13 protein-coding genes are annotated in these 16315 nt (G+C 73.6%); 5 read left to right on the forward strand and 8 right to left on the reverse strand.

Going from position 1 to position 16315, the window contains the following annotated elements; all coding sequences use genetic code 11:
• Window positions 1-36 precede the first annotated feature (36 nt).
• The gene (locus ACQPY0_RS05430) at window positions 37-702 is read right to left on the reverse strand and encodes a DUF2470 domain-containing protein (RefSeq protein ID WP_432985552.1); all 666 of its coding nucleotides are present in this window, start codon (window positions 700-702) and stop codon (window positions 37-39) included.
• A 43-nt stretch (window positions 703-745) separates the two neighbouring features.
• Between ACQPY0_RS05430 and rpsD the strand changes: the two genes are divergently transcribed.
• A complete protein-coding gene (rpsD, locus tag ACQPY0_RS05435; protein WP_432985554.1) occupies window positions 746-1354 on the forward strand; it encodes a 30S ribosomal protein S4 in 609 nt (202 codons plus the stop codon).
• 60 nt (window positions 1355-1414) lie between these two features.
• Here the strand turns inward: rpsD and ACQPY0_RS05440 are convergent, their stop codons facing one another.
• Complete coding sequence (locus tag ACQPY0_RS05440) at window positions 1415-1834, reverse strand: hypothetical protein (RefSeq protein WP_432985556.1); 420 nt, start codon at window positions 1832-1834, stop codon at window positions 1415-1417.
• A gap of 93 nt (window positions 1835-1927) precedes the next feature.
• Between ACQPY0_RS05440 and ACQPY0_RS05445 the strand changes: the two genes are divergently transcribed.
• A complete protein-coding gene (locus ACQPY0_RS05445; RefSeq protein ID WP_432985558.1) occupies window positions 1928-2374 on the forward strand; it encodes a GNAT family N-acetyltransferase in 447 nt (148 codons plus the stop codon).
• Here ACQPY0_RS05445 and ACQPY0_RS05450 read toward each other — a convergent pair.
• Genes ACQPY0_RS05450 through ACQPY0_RS05470 form a run of 5 tightly spaced genes read right to left on the reverse strand, consistent with a single transcriptional unit; the run spans window position 2325 to window position 9615 of the window.
• On the reverse strand, window positions 2325-4067 hold the full coding sequence (locus ACQPY0_RS05450) for an NAD-binding protein (protein WP_432985560.1): 1743 nt from the start codon (window positions 4065-4067) through the stop codon (window positions 2325-2327). The two genes, ACQPY0_RS05445 and ACQPY0_RS05450, sit on opposite strands and share 50 nt — an antisense overlap.
• Before the next feature lie 24 nt (window positions 4068-4091).
• Window positions 4092-5645, reverse strand: a complete 1554-nt coding sequence (locus ACQPY0_RS05455; protein WP_432985562.1) for a hypothetical protein — start codon at window positions 5643-5645, stop codon at window positions 4092-4094.
• 15 nt (window positions 5646-5660) lie between these two features.
• Window positions 5661-6500, reverse strand: a complete 840-nt coding sequence (locus tag ACQPY0_RS05460; RefSeq protein ID WP_432985564.1) for a hypothetical protein — start codon at window positions 6498-6500, stop codon at window positions 5661-5663.
• Window positions 6497-7018, reverse strand: a complete 522-nt coding sequence (locus ACQPY0_RS05465) for a hypothetical protein (RefSeq protein ID WP_432985566.1) — start codon at window positions 7016-7018, stop codon at window positions 6497-6499. Before ACQPY0_RS05465 ends, ACQPY0_RS05460 begins: the two co-directional genes overlap by 4 nt.
• Window positions 7015-9615, reverse strand: a complete 2601-nt coding sequence (locus tag ACQPY0_RS05470; RefSeq protein WP_432985568.1) for a LuxR C-terminal-related transcriptional regulator — start codon at window positions 9613-9615, stop codon at window positions 7015-7017. Before ACQPY0_RS05470 ends, ACQPY0_RS05465 begins: the two co-directional genes overlap by 4 nt.
• A 295-nt stretch (window positions 9616-9910) precedes the next feature.
• Here ACQPY0_RS05470 and ACQPY0_RS05475 point away from each other — a divergent pair, with 295 nt between their 5' ends.
• Complete coding sequence (locus ACQPY0_RS05475; RefSeq protein WP_432985570.1) at window positions 9911-10552, forward strand: hypothetical protein; 642 nt, start codon at window positions 9911-9913, stop codon at window positions 10550-10552.
• 1167 nt (window positions 10553-11719) lie between these two features.
• Here ACQPY0_RS05475 and ACQPY0_RS05480 read toward each other — a convergent pair.
• Complete coding sequence (locus tag ACQPY0_RS05480; protein WP_432985572.1) at window positions 11720-12301, reverse strand: DUF7144 family membrane protein; 582 nt, start codon at window positions 12299-12301, stop codon at window positions 11720-11722.
• Window positions 12302-12598: 297 nt separating this feature from the next.
• On the opposite strand from ACQPY0_RS05480, the gene ACQPY0_RS05485 reads away from it, so the two are divergent.
• On the forward strand, window positions 12599-13474 hold the full coding sequence (locus ACQPY0_RS05485; protein WP_432995011.1) for a formylglycine-generating enzyme family protein: 876 nt from the start codon (window positions 12599-12601) through the stop codon (window positions 13472-13474).
• Window positions 13475-13714: 240 nt separating this feature from the next.
• Window positions 13715-16243, forward strand: coding sequence for a LuxR C-terminal-related transcriptional regulator (locus ACQPY0_RS05490; protein WP_432985574.1), 2529 nt, complete (start codon window positions 13715-13717; stop codon window positions 16241-16243).
• Window positions 16244-16315: the final 72 nt, after the last annotated feature.

Here is a 16315-nt window from a genome sequence, read left to right on the forward strand (position 1 = left end):
AGTCGATCTCAAAATCCGAGCGCGCAGCGTAGTCGTCTAGTGGCCACCCCGGCAGCAGCGCGCCCGGGCGTACAGCTCCTGCATCCGCTCCCCGGCTTCCTCGGGTCGCCGCAGGGGCGTCCGGAACGGCAGCCGCACGTCCCGGGCCCGTCCCGCGAACTCCAGGCGTAGCACCACCCCGAAGCGGTCGAGCCGCACGGGCACGATCCGCCGCACGCCGTGCAGGTGATGCGGCGGCACCAGCCGGGCCAGTCGGTCGACCGCGTCGGGGTGCGCGTCGCAGAGGTGGCACAGCATGTCCGCCTCCAGGTGGGCGAGCGGGTCGGGCACGGCCGCGGCGAAGTCCTCGGGTGTGACGGTGATCTCGGCGTCGCGGCCGTACGCCGGATCCTGCAGCGTGGCCTCGGCCAGGTCGAGGGCCAGGCCGCCCGCGGGGTCGGACTCGAGCCAGCCGCCGAACGTGGCGCGGGCGCGAACGCGGGACCGCACGCTCGTCGGGGCGACGTCGGTGAGCTCCAGCACGACGGCCGTGTCGGGCTCCAGCGGTGTCGAATTCGGCGGCAGGTCGAGCCGGATGCGTCCGGCCTCGACCCGATGGGCGCCGACCAGGTCGCACCGGCGCCCGGGAACGTGCAGCGTGAGCGAAGCGGCGGCGGCCAGCAGGGAGCGCAGGCGCTCGGCCGGGGTGGGGAGCGTTGACATCCGACCTCCTAAGGTTAGGCTTACCTTATTCGAAAGGAGCACCGTGAACCAGTCACGCCCCAAGGTCCGCCGCTCCCGCGCGCTGGGCATCCCGCTGACCCTCAAGGACGTCAAGTACTTCGAGCGCCGCCCCTTCCCGCCCGGCCAGCACGGCCGCAGCCGCCCGAAGGTCAGCGACTACAAGGTCCGGCTGCTGGAGAAGCAGCGGCTGAAGGCGCAGTACAACATCCGCGAGAACCAGCTGCGGGCCGCCTTCGCCCGGGCCGTGCGCAAGCCCGGCAAGACCGGCGAGGAGCTCCTCATCGACCTTGAGCTGCGACTGGACGCCCTGGTCCTGCGGGCCGGCTTCGCGCGCACCATCTACCAGGCGCGCCAGGTCGTCACCCACCAGCACGTGAACGTCAACGGCCGGCGCGTCGACCGCCCGTCGTTGCGGGTCCGCCCCGGCGACGTCATCGAGGTCGCCGAGCGCAGCCGCACCAAGACCCCGTTCCAGATCGCCGCGGCGGGCGCCCACCGGGGCGAACGCACCGCGCCGTACCTGGAGACGGACCTGCCCGGCCTCAAGAGCCGCCTGATCCGCCTCCCGCTGCGCCAGGAGATCCCGGTCCTGTGCGACGAGCAGCTGGTTGTCGAGTTCTACAGCCGCTGACCAGCCGGCACGACAACGGCCGGCCACCCCGCGGGGTGACCGGCCGTCGGCGGTCCTGAACTAGTTGCCGGCGACGCCGAACTGGCCCTCGCCACCGTGGACCTGGGTGCCCTCGGCGAATGCCGAGTCGAAGCGCGACTGCAGGGCGTCGAGCTCACCGAACTCCGCCTGGTGCGCGTTCTCGCTGCCCTCGGCCACGAACACGTGGTCATCAACCGACGCGTCGTGCGAGTAGTTCGTGAAGTCGTCGGACTCGAAGTGCACAGCCGCCGGCTGGTCGTACTCGACGTGGTGCCCCTGCGAGAAATCCGTCGACTCCTGGGCGTGGTGATCGTTCTCGTACACCCCGAACTGGTTGTTGTAGTCGGCCTCCGAGCCGTGCGCCTGGTGCAGCTGGTCCAGACCCTGATGCTCCTGACCGGCCTCGTAGTGCCCGTAGTCCACGTCGTGACCAGTGTCACCAGCGTCGAAGTCGCTCATCGAATTCCCCATCCCCTTGGCAAGTCCCTGTTGACAACAACGCTACGACCCACCGCAGTCGCCCGAATCCCGGAAACGTGCCACCGTGCGGGTATGGCTGAGCTGAGTCTGCCCGTCACGGACGTCCGCGGTTCCTTTCTCGCCGCGATGGCGGAATTTCAGCGCGAGGGGCGGGGAGCGGCCGGCGATTCCAGCATGATCGGGCACGAGATTCGCCACTTCGGGCCGCGATGGGGGACCGCCGAGGGGTTCGCCGAATACGTGGAATGGCTGCTCCTGCAGCGGTTCGAGGAAACGCCGCGGCGCGAGGGGTTCGTGGCGTCCACGACGTTCTGGTGGGTCGACGGGGACGAGTACCTCGGACGGATCGTCGTGCGGCACCGGCTGACGCCCAACCTGCTCGAGGCCGGCGGGCACATCGGCTACGACGTGCGGCCCACGGCCCGCCGCCGCGGGCACGCCACCGCCATGCTGCGCGCGGTGCTGCCGGCTAGCCGCGCGGCTGCGGGGTCAGCAGGGGTGGGGCCGAGGGCGGGTTGAACGGGGGCGGGTTCTGCACGCCGGCGGCGCGCTCCAGCAGGTTGACCAGGCCGGCGCGGGTCGCGACCACGACCATCGTGTGGGTGCGGTCCAGGGTGCGCCAGCGGTTCTGCTCCGGGGCCCAGAACGTCTGCGTGCCCGTGCCCAGGCCCGCGCGGCCGGTCTGGACGGCGACCAGGCGGACCAGGCCGGGCGCGCTCACGTGGCGGAAGTACGTGCCCTCCAGCTGGGAGCCGGCGCCGACCGGGACCTCGGCGACGAGCAGGACGCGGCGGCCGACCGGGATGGTGTCGATGACCTCGCTGCCGACCATCGAGGCGGCGAACGCGGGCGCGGCGAGATAGGACACGCTGCGCGACAGGTTGATGTCGAAGGCCGTCTTGATGCGGCGGGCGAAGTCCTCCTCGAACAGGCGCACGACCACGCGCAGCTGGGCACCGGGGAGCTCGCGGCGGCACAGGTCGTGGCCGAGCAGCGCCGCCTCCAGGTTGGTGACGTCGGTGGTGGTGACGACGACCAGGCAGCGGGCGGTGGCCACCGAGGCGGCGCGCAGCGTGTCCGGGTTGGTGACGTCGCCGATGATGACCGGCAGCCCCAGGTCGCGGGCGACCTGCACGCCGCGGGCGCGCTCGGAGCGGTCCACGGCCACGACGTCGATACCCTGGTCGTTGAGCTCGCTGAGCACCCGGGTGCCGACGTTGCCCAGGCCGACGACCACGACGTGGCCGGAGACGGGCTCGGTCAGGCCGCCGGCGGCGATCGCCAGGCGGGCCTTGACGACGATGCCGACGACCGCGGCGGTGATGGCCGGGATGATCGCCACCCCGACGACGACCAGGATCAGGTCGACCGCCTGGGACGCGACGGTGGCCTTCTCGTCGGGGTTGGCGCCGCCGAGGGCCGTGAGCACCGCGAGGTACAGCGCCTTCCAGACCCCCACGTGCCGCACGGCGGCCACGGCGACCGTGCCCACGGCGAGCACCGCCGCCGCCGTGGCCAGCACCCGGCGCAGGCCGCCGCCGATCAGCAGGCGCGACAGGCGCAGCGGGCGGCGGCGGCGCCGGCGGCGGGGCACCACATCGCGGCGGCCGTAGACGCTGGCGAGCACCAGGTCGGCGCGGTCCTCGTCGGCGGGGAGGCTCTCGCCCAGTCCGGTGTCGGCCAGGCCGCAGCGGATGTCGCCGGGGTTGGCCAGCGACCGGTCGACGGCGATGAGCTGCTGGCCGTCGGAGAGGCGGATCGTCGGCGGGTTGCTGTCGCCCAGCGCGGCGGCCACGAACGCCGGTGCGGCGATCTCCGAGGCCGACAGGACGGCGCAGTTGGAGAGGCGCTCGACGACGCCGGCGCCGAGGACGGTGTTGAACATGCGCAGCACGACGCGGATGTTCGCGTCGACCTCGCGGGCGATGAGGGCGGCGTCGACGTTGGCGACGTCGTCGGTGTCGACGAAGGCGATCGCGTCGCAGTCGGTGAGGTCCGCGGTCTCGAACACGGCCCTGGTCAGCTTGCGGGCCGCGATGACGACCGGGCGGTTGCGCGGGTCGTCCTCGGCGCGGATCTCGGCGATCTCGGGTGCCTGGCCGGTGGTGAGGTCGGGCACGATGACCGTTACCTGGGCGGAGTACGTGTTGATCAGCTCGCCGACCAACCGGCGGGCGAGCGCGTTGTCACCCCAGACGACAAACTTACGCACGCCGCCGATCGTATCGACGTCGCGCTAACCGCAGTGCTTCGCGAAACCCTCCAGGAGATTGATGTCGTACAGCAGGATCGCGTACTTGCCGACGTCGTGCCGCTCGAGCGGGGCACCCCACATGTGTTCGGCCTGCTCGGGGGTGCCGTAGAACGGGCGGTCCAGCTCGAAGACCACGAAGCGGGCGTCGTGCGCGGCCGCGTCGTACATCGTGTTCTTCGACTGCCAGCAGAACGGGATCAGCCGGTCTCCGCCGCCGACCACCGGGGCGACGGTGACCTTCCGCTCGGTGGTGACGGTGATGTTGTTCGACGCCCAGTAGGCGCCCAGCCCGTATTCGAGGTTGCGTTCGCGCAGGTAGTCCGCGGCCTCCTGCGCCTCCGAGGGCTCGGCGCGCGGCGGGGAGTACACCACGACGGTGATCAGGAAGAGGGCCAGGACGGCGGCGAGGGCCCCGCGGCCGATCCGCACCGGACGCCGTGAACCGTCCGAGGCCAGCCAGGGCCCCGCGAACCGCGCGGCCAGGACGGCGGCCATCGGCAGGACCGGGGCGATCTCGCGAGCCGCCATGAGATCGACGGATATCGTGGAGACGACCTCCGCGCCGAGGTTGCAGGCGATCGCGGCGATCAGCACGGTGTTGAGCCGCTCGGCGGTGCCGCGGACCGCCCGGAGCAGCGTGACGGCGAAGGCGGCCAGTGCCACCAGGAACCCGATCAGGTGCAGCGCCGAGAGGAAGACCTCCAGGGCGGCCGGGTGCCAGCCGGGGCGGTGGGTGCCGAAGACGACCCCGAGCATGCGGGCGGTCATCCAGGCCCGGTGCGGCCAGTCCGACAGCGGCGCGAGCTCGATCGGCGGGTGCGGCGACTGGAATGCCCCGAGCGTGTCGAGCAGGTGGCGGAACCCGCGCGAGACGAGGACCGACACGACGGCCGCGGCGACCAGGTACAGCTCGTAGAGCCGCTCGGCCCCGCGGGAGCGCAGGGCGCGGTAGGCGCAGACGACCGCCAGCGGCGCCGCGGCGACGAACGTGACGAGCGGGTCGCCCATCGCGCCCCAGCCCAGCAGCAGCGCGATCAGCACGGGCGCCCAGACGCGGTGCCGGACCCGGTCCAGCACGAGCCAGGCCAGCAGCAGCGGCACCGCCGAGCCGGTGTGGTTGGGCGAGGAGAGCAGCGTCTGGTAGCCGGTGCCGGGGACCGGCAGCAGCAGGATCGCGACCGCGACCCCGGCCCGCAGCCAGGCGGCGAGGCCGGTGGCGGCGCCCTTGGCCACGTACGCGGCCAGCAGCACGATCATCGTGTAGGTGATGGCGGCCGTCACGTGGACCTGGTCGGCGGTGAGGCCCGTGAACCACTGCACGATGCCGTACTGCACCAGCTCCGTCGGGTAGAAGGACACGTCGGACAGTGCCCAGCCCGTGAGCAGCGGGTTGCCGTGGAACATGTCCCAGGCCTGCAGGGCGTTGCTCGCACCGTCGCCGTTGATCGGGAAGGAGCGGGCCATGCGCAGGTACGCCAGGAACAGCCCGGCAGCCGCCACGATGGTCCCGATGCCGATCATCACCCGAAGCCGCACCTGCTGGAGACTAGCTCAGGTGTACTCGTCAGCCAGCTCCCGGTAGGCGGCCAGCACCAGCTCGGTGCGCGAGACCAGGTCCGGCTCGGGCCGCGAGCGCAGGGAGCCCAGCAGCGCCTCCGCCGCCGTGACCCGCATCCGGGCCCGGTTCTGGGCGGCGCGCTGCTCGAGGAAGTCCTGGCAGAGCCCGGCGAGCCGGCGCAGCTGGCCGGCCCGGCGGCGTACCTCCGCATCCACCGCGGTCAGGCGCTCCGCGATCTCGGCCTGCCGGTCGGTGACCACGCTGAAGAGGCTGCCGGCGCCGATCGGGTCGCCGACCGAGGCGCGCAGGTCCCGGTCGGCCGTGCGCAGCTCGCCCCGCTCGGCCAGGGCCTGGGCCAGGTCCCACAGGGCCCGCTCCAGCGTCGGCGTCGGGTCCTCGGGCTCGGCCAGCCGCTCCAGCGCCGGCCAGGTCAGCCGGATGCGGTCCGCGTTCGCGGCGGCCGCCTCGAACTCGGTGCGGTCGCGGGGGTCGGTGAGGTACTGCCGCAGCGCCTGGCCCCGCCGGGTCGGCGTGCGCACCAGGACGTAGCCGGCCTGCAGGAACAACGTCGCCGCGCCCATCGCCAGGAACGGGCGCGCCGAGGTGGGCGGGTCCAGCCAGTCGATGGCGATCGCCACCGCGGCGGCCGCGGTGAGGCCGGTGGCGTAGAGCCCGTGGACCCACTTGTCGACGGGCCAGAACGGACCGGATGTCGTACCGCGGGAGCCCGGCCCGGTGCCCGTCTCGTCCCGGACCGCGGCGAGGCTGCGCTGCACCGCGGTCCCACCCCGGCGCAGGATGCCGACGCGGAACCCGCGCAGGTACTCGATCACCGGGCGCGCCCGAGCCGGACCCGGGCCACCACGCCGGCCGCCACGATCGCGGCGAGGGCCCCGAGCACGCCCCACAGCACGCCGCCGAGCACCGCCGCGGCCGACATCGCCGGCACCGACAGCGGGCCGATCCATCCGAGGTGGTGCGCCGGCGCGGCGGCCAGCGTCACCAGGGCGCCGGCGGCGAGGCCGAGCAGCGGGGCGTACGGCTGCGGAACCAGGGCCGCCAGCACCACCGCCAGCAGCACGCCCAGCAGCGGCCCCAGCCACGGCAGGACGGTCAGCAGGCCGATCGCGACCGCCGCGGCCTGCGGATGACCGACCCCGCACGCGGACAGGACCGGCCAGGCGACCGCCGCCGCCAGCGCTCCCCACACGCAGCGCCGGGTGGCGGCGGTCGCGGTCCCGGTGACGCGCCCCGGGCGGCCGCCGGCGCGCAGGATCACCACCGGCTCGGGGGCCGCGTCGATCGCCCGCACCAGCGCGTCGGTCTTGCCGGCCCGTCGGTGCCGGCTCACAGCAGCCGCAGTTCCCGCGCGCGCTCGACGGCCTCGCGCCGGCGGCCGGCGTGCAGCTTGCGGTAGATGTTCTTGACGTGGGTCTTCACCGTGTTGACCGACACGTAGAGCGTGGAGGCGATCTCCAGGTTCGACATGGTGCCCTGCAGGTAGCGCAGCACGGTCAGCTCCCGCTCGGTCAGCGGCTCGACCAGGCTGCCGTCCCCGCCGGCGCGCGCCCCGCCGGCCAGCGGCGACGAGCCGGCCGCGAGCTCCGCGGCGAGCGGGTGGTACACGGGCAGCAGCGGCGCGAAGTTCGCCAGCAGGTCGCGGACCGGATGCCCGCCGACCAGGAACGGCCGCCGGAAGCTCTCCTCCTCGGCGATGTCCAGCGCCACCTCCAGCCCGCGCAGCACCCGGTTGCGGTCGCCGAGCGCGCGCCCGGCGAGGCTGGTGAGGATGGCCGCCTGCACGGTCCAGGCCAGCGAGGTCTCCGCCGACGGGGTGGCGTACTGCGCCGCGGTCGCCGCCGCGGCCGCCGCCTTGCCCTCGATGAGCGCGGCCGAGGCGTCCACGCACGCGGCCCAGCCGGGGAAGACCTCCGCGTCGCCGCCGGTGGCCACGAGCCGCCGGGCCGCACCGAGGTCGCCGCCGCCGATGCGCAGCTCCGCCTCGGTCAGCGCGAGCGCCCGCTCGACCGCCTGGGTCAGCGGCGCCCCGCCGAGCTCCCGGCGGGCCGTGTGCAGCACCTCCAGGGCGGCCGCGAGCCGCCCGGAGCCGTGGCGCAGCCGGGCGCGCACCGTCGCGATGGAGACCAGCAGGTCGGGGTCGCCGGCGGCGAGGTCGAGCGACTCGTCCAGCAGCCGGTCGGCCTCCGCGATCCGGTCCCACTCGCCGTAGACGGACGCGAGTGCCATCCGGACCCAGCCCAGGTCGGTGGCGTCGGTGATGCCGAAGCGGTCGGCGGTCACCAGGGCCTGGCGGCCGAGCCGGGCGCTGGCGCGCAGCCGGCCGCGCAGCGACTCGAGCACCGCCAGGTGGCTGGCCGCGCAGACCTGGGCCTGGGCCAGGCCGGCCCGCTGGGCGAGCACCAGAGCGCCGTGCAGCGGTGCGCCGGCCGCGCCGAGTTCGCCGAGGCGGAGGCGGGCCTCGCCCTCGTCGAGGAGGGTCAGCGCCCGGGTTTCATCGCTATTTGCCGACATTTGGTTGTTTGCTGATACTTCGGATGCCTCGGCGAGCATCCGGCGGGCGTCGCCGGCCAGCCACGCCTCGGCCGCCAGGAGCGCGCGGAACATCGGCGTCGTGCGGTCGCCGCCGTAGCGGCGCAGGTAGTCCCGGGCGCCTTCCAGGTCGCCGACGCGCAGCCGCTCGGCCGCGAATGCCAGCGGCAGCCGGGCGTCCGTGGACTCCTCGGCCGCGGGGGCGTGCGGGGCGGCCTCGTGCGGGCGGTCGTAGCGCACCCCGGCCAGGATGTCGGGCCAGGAGCGCTCCAGCGTCTCGACCGCGCTCGCCCAGTCCTCGGCCAGCAGCGCGTGGCGCATCGCCTCGGCCGGCAGCCCGTACGTGTTGTGCCACGCGGCCGCCCGCCGGTGCAGCTCGGCGATCCGCTCGGGGCTGCGCCGCAGCAGCTCGGCGTGCAGGGTGCGGGCGAAGAGCGGGTGGAAGCGGTACCAGCCGCCGGGGCCGGCGTTGCGCGTCAGGAACGCGTTGGAGCCCTTGAGCTCGGCCAGCACCCGGGCGCCGTCGTCGCGGCCGGTGATCGCCTCGACCAGCCCGGCGTTGAGCCGCGGGGCGATCGCGGTGTCCAGCAGCAGCCTGCGCGTCTCGGCCGGCAGCGGGTCGATGACCTCGCCGGTGAGGAAGTCGGCGACCGCGGTGCTGAAGGCGCCGCCGTCGTCGAGGACCCGCTCCGGCTCCGGGTGCCCGCGCATCGCCATCGCGGCGAGGCGCACCCCGGCGGGCCAGCCCTCGGTGATCGAGTGCAGCGCGTACAGCGTCGCGCTCGGCAGCACTACGTCGTGGGCCGCGAGCAGCTGGGCCGTTTCGGCGATCGTCAGCGACAGGTCGTTCGTGCGCATCTCGGTCAGCGAGCCGTTGACGCGCCAGCGGTACAGCGGCAGCGAGGGATCGCGGCGGCACGACAGCACCAGCCGCAGCCGGCCCATCCCGTGCCGGACCAGCGACTCGAGCTCCGCGAGCGCGTCGGCGTCGCTGATCTCGCGCACGTCGTCGACGACCACCACGTGCGGCTGCCGCAGCGACTCCACCGCGCGCAGCAGGTCGTCGCCCTTCTCGGCGTCCTGGTAGCCGTCCCCGGGCCGCTCGGGCGCCGGCAGCGCGCCCAGCAGCTGGCCGGGCACGTCCGCGCCGCGCTCGGCGTGCGAGGTCACCCAGCGCACCACCGGCACGTCGGCGCCGTCCCCCACGCGCACCGTGCGCGCCCACGCGACCAGCGCCGCGGTCTTGCCCCACCCGGCCGGCGCCGTCACCAGCGTCAGCGGCGAGCGCACCGCGGCGTCCAACTGGGCGACCACCCGCTCGCGCACCACGTAGCCCGGCGGAAGGTCCGGCACCGCCAGCGACGGCGGCGCGTAACCTCGGCGATCCTGCTGTACCAACGCTTGTGACACCCTGCCCCCCGAAATCGCTTTCCCGGCCGTGCTTTTCATCCGGGTCAAACGTCACGAGCAAAGCACCGCCGTACGCTGCGGCGCCTCACCCGGCCGGGGTGGTCCGCCAGTCCTGCACACGGCGATTTCCCTTACGTACCAACGGTTCCATCGACACCATTGCACCGCCGCGCGGGCCGCCGAAGGCTCACCCGGAAAGGATGACGCGCGCTCACCACGCTCGTCGGCAGCCTTCGCGCTGTCGCCCGTCGCGAGTACGGGCCGGGGAGGGGGATGAGCCAGCATGAGCGCGGTTGTCGGCGAAGTGGAGCTGCGGGCCGAGAACGGCTTCGAGCTGAGCCTGCGGGGCTATCATCGCGCCCAGGTCGACCGGTACCTGGCCACCTTGCAGATGCGCCTCACGACGGCGGAGACGGAGCTCGCCGCGGCTCGATACCGCGAGCAGCAGCTCACCGGCCGCGTCGAGCGGCTCGGCGCCGAGCTCAAGAACTGCACCTGCGCGGAGCAGACGTCGAAGGCGGTCGGTGGGCGTATCCAGCGGATCATCGACCTCGCCGAGGAGGAGGCCGGCGCGCTGCGCGCCCAGGCCCAGCAGGACCTCGAGGAGTCCCGCGCGGCCGGCGAGGCGCTGCTGGCCGACGCCCGCCAGCACGCCGAGGAGGCGATGCGCGAGTTCCAGGCCTCCCTGGCCCAGCGCCGCGCCGAGGAGGCCCGCACCGAGGCCAACCGGCGGGCCCAGTGGGACGCCCGCCGCCAGCGCCAGCGCGAGGCGGCCGAGAACCTGCTGGCGACGACGCGCTCGGTCGGCAACGACAGCGTGCAGGTGACCCGGCGGCTCCTCGACGCGCTCATCGCCGAGCACACCAAGCTTCTGGCCGAGGTGGAGACGGCCGAGAAGGAGATGGCCAACCTGTCGTCCGCGTGATGGCCGCCGGACAGGTTGATCACCCGATCCGGGTGACGACGCCTCACTCCGGTCCGCGACAGGATTGTTCACGTGACAAGGCTTTGCTGAGAAACGACGGACGGCACTGCCGGCGGTGACTGCTGCACCGTCCACAGTGGCCGTCCGGTCCCGCCAGCCGCGGGCGTCGCGTCGTCGGTGGTCCCCGGCGCGACGGACCCAGCTGGGTCGCCCGGTGAAAGTCGTTGAGCAGGGGGTACTCAACGGCCCAGGAGCCAGCGGTGAGTATGGCCCGCGTCCTGAGCACCGGCCGGCCTTCAGCGAGGGCGGCGGGAGCCGATGGGTGGGCGGCTGATCCGGAGGAGGCCGCCCACCCATCGCAGGTCGTTTCCCGGACCAGGCAAGGACGGCGCGCTCCCAGGCCCGCGCCGTCCTTCTTACTTTCTCTGCCATGGCCGTGGGGCGCTGCGGCCATCTCCTCGCGCCGCACTCCCACGACGCGGCGGACACAGGGTCGACCCGGCGATCGGAGAGGGCTCCCGCGAGGGCATCCGCGCGCTGTGGGTTTCGCTTGCTCGCGCTGGGCGGCACCGCTGCGCTGCAGGCCGGGGTCGTGCTCTGGTCCGGCTCGCGGTGGCCCTGCACGGTCGCGATCCTGTTCGTGCCTCAAGGACGCGGCACCGGTCTCGCGTAAAGCGCGGCGAGGGGCTGGCGGGTATCGCCGGCTGATGGGACGCCGTCGACCCCAGCTGGCCACGGCGGAGCAGGCCTGGCCGCGACCCCGGGCGTGGTGCGCGTCGCGGCGCTGCGGATGCGCTGGATCGGCCACCGGGCTGCACGCCGAGGCCGACCTGGGTGATGGCCCCGGGCCTGACCTTGGCGAGAGGGGCCCACGGGATCGCGCCGAGCACCGCCTGCTTCACGCAACACCCCGCGGCTCCCCGTCCGGCCGCGCGTTCCGGCTTTGCCGCCGCTGTGACGGCACCGGCCGCCGGCTGCGCGCCTGACGGCCGCGACGGTGCATCCGGACCCGGAGACGGCCCGCGCCCACGCGTCGCTGGATATCACCACCGCGACCCGTCCGTCCCTCTCAGCCCGCCTCCCACCCGGACCCTGCGCATTCAAGCGAAAAAGTCCGGCGCCGAAGGGCGCCGGACTTTTCCGGTCGAGCGGGTTGGACGGGTGTGTTCAGGCGCCGGGGCCCGACGTCGGGGTGACCGTGTGATGAGGGTCCCCCGGCGGAGGCGGAGGGGGCTGGTCGGCGGCGTGGGCCGGCGGGTGCGGCTGGTTCATCGGGAAGGCGGGCTCGCGGGACGGCTGGTGGTCGCGTTGGTCCGCGCGGTGCGCGCCTCCCGCCGGTGCCGGCGGGTGCGGCTCCAGCTGGGCCGAGGGCCAGTGGACCGTCAGCGCGAACAGGATGATCACGTCCAGGGTGATCATCAGCAGCGACCAGATCGGAAACGCGCCCAGCGAGCCGATCTGCGCCAGCGCGTGCAGGGCCACGATCACGATCGCGGCGATGCGGGCCGTGCGGTTGCGGCTGAGCAGGCCGATGCCGGCGAGCGCGAGCAGGGCGCCGAAGACGATCATCACGATGCCGAGGCCCGTCAGGTTCACCACGACCAGGCTGTCGCCGTCGATGAAGGCTATCTGGTGCCGCAGGAGCGCGACGAACCCTTCGAGGATGTTGAGTGCCCCGAGCACGGCCAGCAGCACACCGGCGAAGGTGATCCAGCCGGACCAGGCGCGGGAGGTGTGAGTGTCGGCCATGACGTCTGACTTCCTTTCAGCGAACGGCGGCAGACCAGAAAATGGCAGACCCGGGATGGCCGCGGCGGACAAGAGAGGAGGCGCCGCGGCCGGATCCGGCGATGCTCCGTGTGGCGCCCTCCCTTCCTCGCGTATAGCGGTTTCCGGTGCTTTTGCAAGTGATCGTTCGGCCGGGACGGGCGACGGGGCATCACCCGGTGCGTGTGAACACCTCCGGGCGTACACCACCGGCGGCCCCTCACCCGGGGCGGGTGAGGACCAGTCACCCCCGGCCGTCCGCACAATGCGCTCGTGGAGATGGCCTGGATCCCCGGTGGCACCTTCGCCATGGGTGCGGAGGGCTTCTATCCGGAAGAGGGGCCCGTTCGCAAGGTTGCCGTCGATGGCTTCTGGATCGACTCGCACCCGGTGACGAACGCGGAGTACGCCCTGTTCGTGCAGGAGACCGGCTACGAGACGCTGGCCGAGCGGGCCGGGGACCAGGGGCCGCCGGGCTCGATGGTGTTCGTGCAGCCGCCGGGGCCGGTGCCCCTGCGGGACTGGCGCGTGTGGTGGGAGCTGCGGCCGGGCGCGTCCTGGCGGCACCCGTTCGGGCCGGACTCCGACATCCGCAAGCGTTCGGCGCACCCGGTGGTGCACGTCGCGTACGAGGACGCCATGGCGTACGCGAGCTGGGCCGGCAAGGACCTGCCCACCGAGGCCGAGTGGGAGTTCGCCGCGCGGGGCGGCCTGGACGGGACGGCGTACCCGTGGGGCGACGACCCGGAGCCCGGGCGGGCCAACATCTGGCACGGGATCTTCCCGTGGCTGGACCGCAGCGAGGACGGCCACGGCACCAGCCCGGTCGGCGCGTTCGCCGCCAACGCCTACGGCCTGTTCGACGTCGTGGGCAACGTGTGGGAGTGGACGTCGGACTACTATCGCTCGGGCAGCGCGCGCTTCGGCGAGGTCGAGGGTGAGATGCCCGAGAACCCGCGCGTCGACGAGCCGGCCGGGGCTACGGTGTTCGCCAGCCGGGTGGTGAAGGGTGGCTCCTACCTCTGCTCGACCGGGTACGACCACCGCTTCCGGCCCGCGGCCCGCCAGCCCGAGGCGGTCGAGAACGGCAGCTGTCACGTCGGCTTCCGGTGCGTCCGGCGACCCGCCGCGAACAGCGCCCTCGAGACGGGGTGATGACGCACCGTCATTGTTCACCCCCTACGGGTGAGGCGACATCACCTTTTGTCGCCTCACAATCCCGTGGTCATCCGCCGTGCTGCGGTGGGTGGGAGGGGGCGAAAAACGTTGGGGCAGAAAACGCTCGTTGACACCATCACCCGTCCCGCACTGCACTTCGCAGTGCCCGAGCCGCCCCGCTATCACGTGCCGCGAACGCGTCTGCTCGACGCGCTGGATCGCGCTGTGGCGGGGCCTTTGACATTGATTTCCGCTCCGGCGGGGTGGGGCAAGACCACCCTGCTGGCCGAGTGGGTGGCGGCCGGGCGGGTGTCCTGGCCGCTGGCGTGGTTGACCGTTGAGGCGCACCACGGCCCACGCTTTTGGGAGCACGTGCTCGACGCGGTCACCCAGGCGACCGGGGAGCTGCCGGCCGGCGAGGGCACCGAGCCGGGCCTGGGGGGCGCCGGCGTGGACGGGGCGGGTGAGGCGCTGGAGCAGCTCATCTCGCTGCTGCGCCGGGCCGGGCCGCCGGTCGTGCTCATCCTGGACGACCTGCAGGAGCTGTCGGTTCCCCGCGTGTGGGGCGAACTCGAGACGTTGCTTTCCCAGGCGGGTGAACGCCTGCGTCTCGTCGTCGCCTGCCGCACGGATCCGGCGCTCACGCTGTACCGCTTCCGGATCCGCGGCGCCCTGAGCGAGCTGCGCACCGGGCCGCTGGGCTTCACCCTCGACGAGACCGCGCAGATGCTGGCCGCCCACGGGGTGCGGCTGGCCGAGTCGGCGCTGGTCGAGCTGCACGCGGTGATGAAGGGGTGGGCCGCGGGCCTGCGCCTGGCCGCGCTCGCGGTGCAGGGGCATCCCGAGCCGGACAGCCTGGTGCCGCGGTTCGCCCTGCAGGACCGGGCGCTGGGGGAGTACCTCGTGGGAGAGGTCTTCGACACGCTGCCGGAGGACGTCCGCGAGGTCGTGTTGTGCACGTCGGTCCTCGACCAGGTCAGCGCCGAGCTCGTGGAGGCGCTCACCGGCCGGGTGGACGGCTCGCGCATCCTCGCCCAGCTCGAGCACTCGAACCTCTTCGTGGTGCAGGGCAGCGGCAACGCGGGGATGTACCGCTGCCACCCGCTCTTCGGCCTGATGCTCTACGACGAGCTGCGCCACCGCCGGCCCGAGCAGGTACGCCAGCTGCACCGGCGCGCCGCGGACTGGTTCGCCGGGCACGACCAGCCGGCCGACGCGCTGCGCCACGCCCTGGCCGCGCGCAACTGGTCCCAGGCCTCGGACCTGCTCGCCGCGAGCTGGCAGGAGCTGGTGCCGGGCGCCCGGCTGCGCACCATCAAGGAGCTGGTGCCGCCGCCCCCGCAGGAGGTGCGCAACGATCCGAAGCTGGCGCTGGCCTTCGCGGCCGAGCGGCTCGACGCGAGCGACCCGCAGGGCACGGAGACGTTCCTGCACCTGGTCGACCGGTCCCAGCAGGCGCTCGTCGACTCGGCGCGGGCGGCCCTACGCCCAATCGTGGACAGCTTTCGGATGGCTGAGGCTCATCAGAGCCAGAAGCCGGAGCTGGTACTCGCGACGGCGCCGCTGCTCCTGCGCGACGACATCGGCCTGGACGACCAGGACACCGCGCGCATGCGGGCCCTCGCGCTCGTCGCGGTCGGCGGTGCCCGGCTGATCCAGGGCGACCTCGTCGCGGCCGAGCACGCGCTGCAGGAGTCGCTGAACCTGGCCCGCCGCTGCGGCGGGGTGCAGAGCCAACTGGCCGCCCTGCGCCAGCTCGCGCAGCTCAACGCGGCCCGGGGGCGGCTCACCGCGGCGATGCGCTACGGCAAGGAGACGCTCGCCCTCGCCGATCGCGAGGGCCGCACCCAGGGCATCGACGTGGTGTGGGCCCAGCTCACCGTCGCCGAGGTCTGCTACCTGCAGGCCCGCGTCCGGGCGTCCGAGCACTACCTGGACCGCGCGCTGGACGGCGGTGGCCTGGCCGATCCGGCCATGGTGGCCGTGGCGACGATGACCCGCGCGTACATCCGCGCCGCGGCCGGCGACGCCCGGGCGGCCTGCACGGAACTGGCGGCGATCCGCCGGCAGCTCGCCGACTGGCGGTACACCGCGAGGACGCAGCACTGCGTGACGCTGGCCGAGGCCGAGCTCCGGCTCGCCGCGGGCGACGTCGAGGCGGCCAAGCGGCTGCTTGGCGTGGAGCCGGTCGAGCTGCTGGCCCCCTGGCTCGGCGTGGTCCGGGCCAAGGCCCACCTGGCCGAGCGTCGCCCGGCCGCGGCGCTGGGCGCGGTCCAGCCGTACCTGGAGCCGACCGTCGGCTCCCTGGTATGGACGGTCGACGCGAACCTGACCAGTGCCCGGGCCCTGCGCGCGCTCGGCGACCGCTCCAAGGCCGGCCGCGCGCTGGAGCAGGCCCTGCGCTTCGCCGACGACGAGACGATCCGCTGGCCGTTCGTGGCCGGTGGTCAGCCGGTGCGGGAGCTGCTCATGACGTACCTGCCGGCGGGCAGCGGCTACCGCGGCCTGGCCGAGGACATCGCGCAGGAGCTCACCGGCTTCGGCCGCCCGCCGGCCGAGGCGGGCGAGCTCGCCGAGCCGCTGACCGAGCGGGAGCTGGCGGTGCTGCGCTACCTGCAGGGCACCCTGTCGGCGGGGGAGATCGCCTCGATGCTCTACGTCTCGGTCAACACCGTGAAGACCCACATGAAGAACATCTACCGCAAGCTCGGCGTCGGCCGGCGGCGGGAGGTGATCGAGCGGGCGCGGGAGCTCAACCTCCTGTAGCCGCCCTTCCACACGTGTCGGGCAGGGCCAGGTCCACGCGGACCTGGCCCTGCCCGACACGTGTGTCTGGAG

The sequence above is a fragment of the Dactylosporangium sp. CA-233914 genome (assembly GCF_050942935.1).
Taxonomy (GTDB): Bacteria; Actinomycetota; Actinomycetes; order Mycobacteriales; family Micromonosporaceae; genus Dactylosporangium.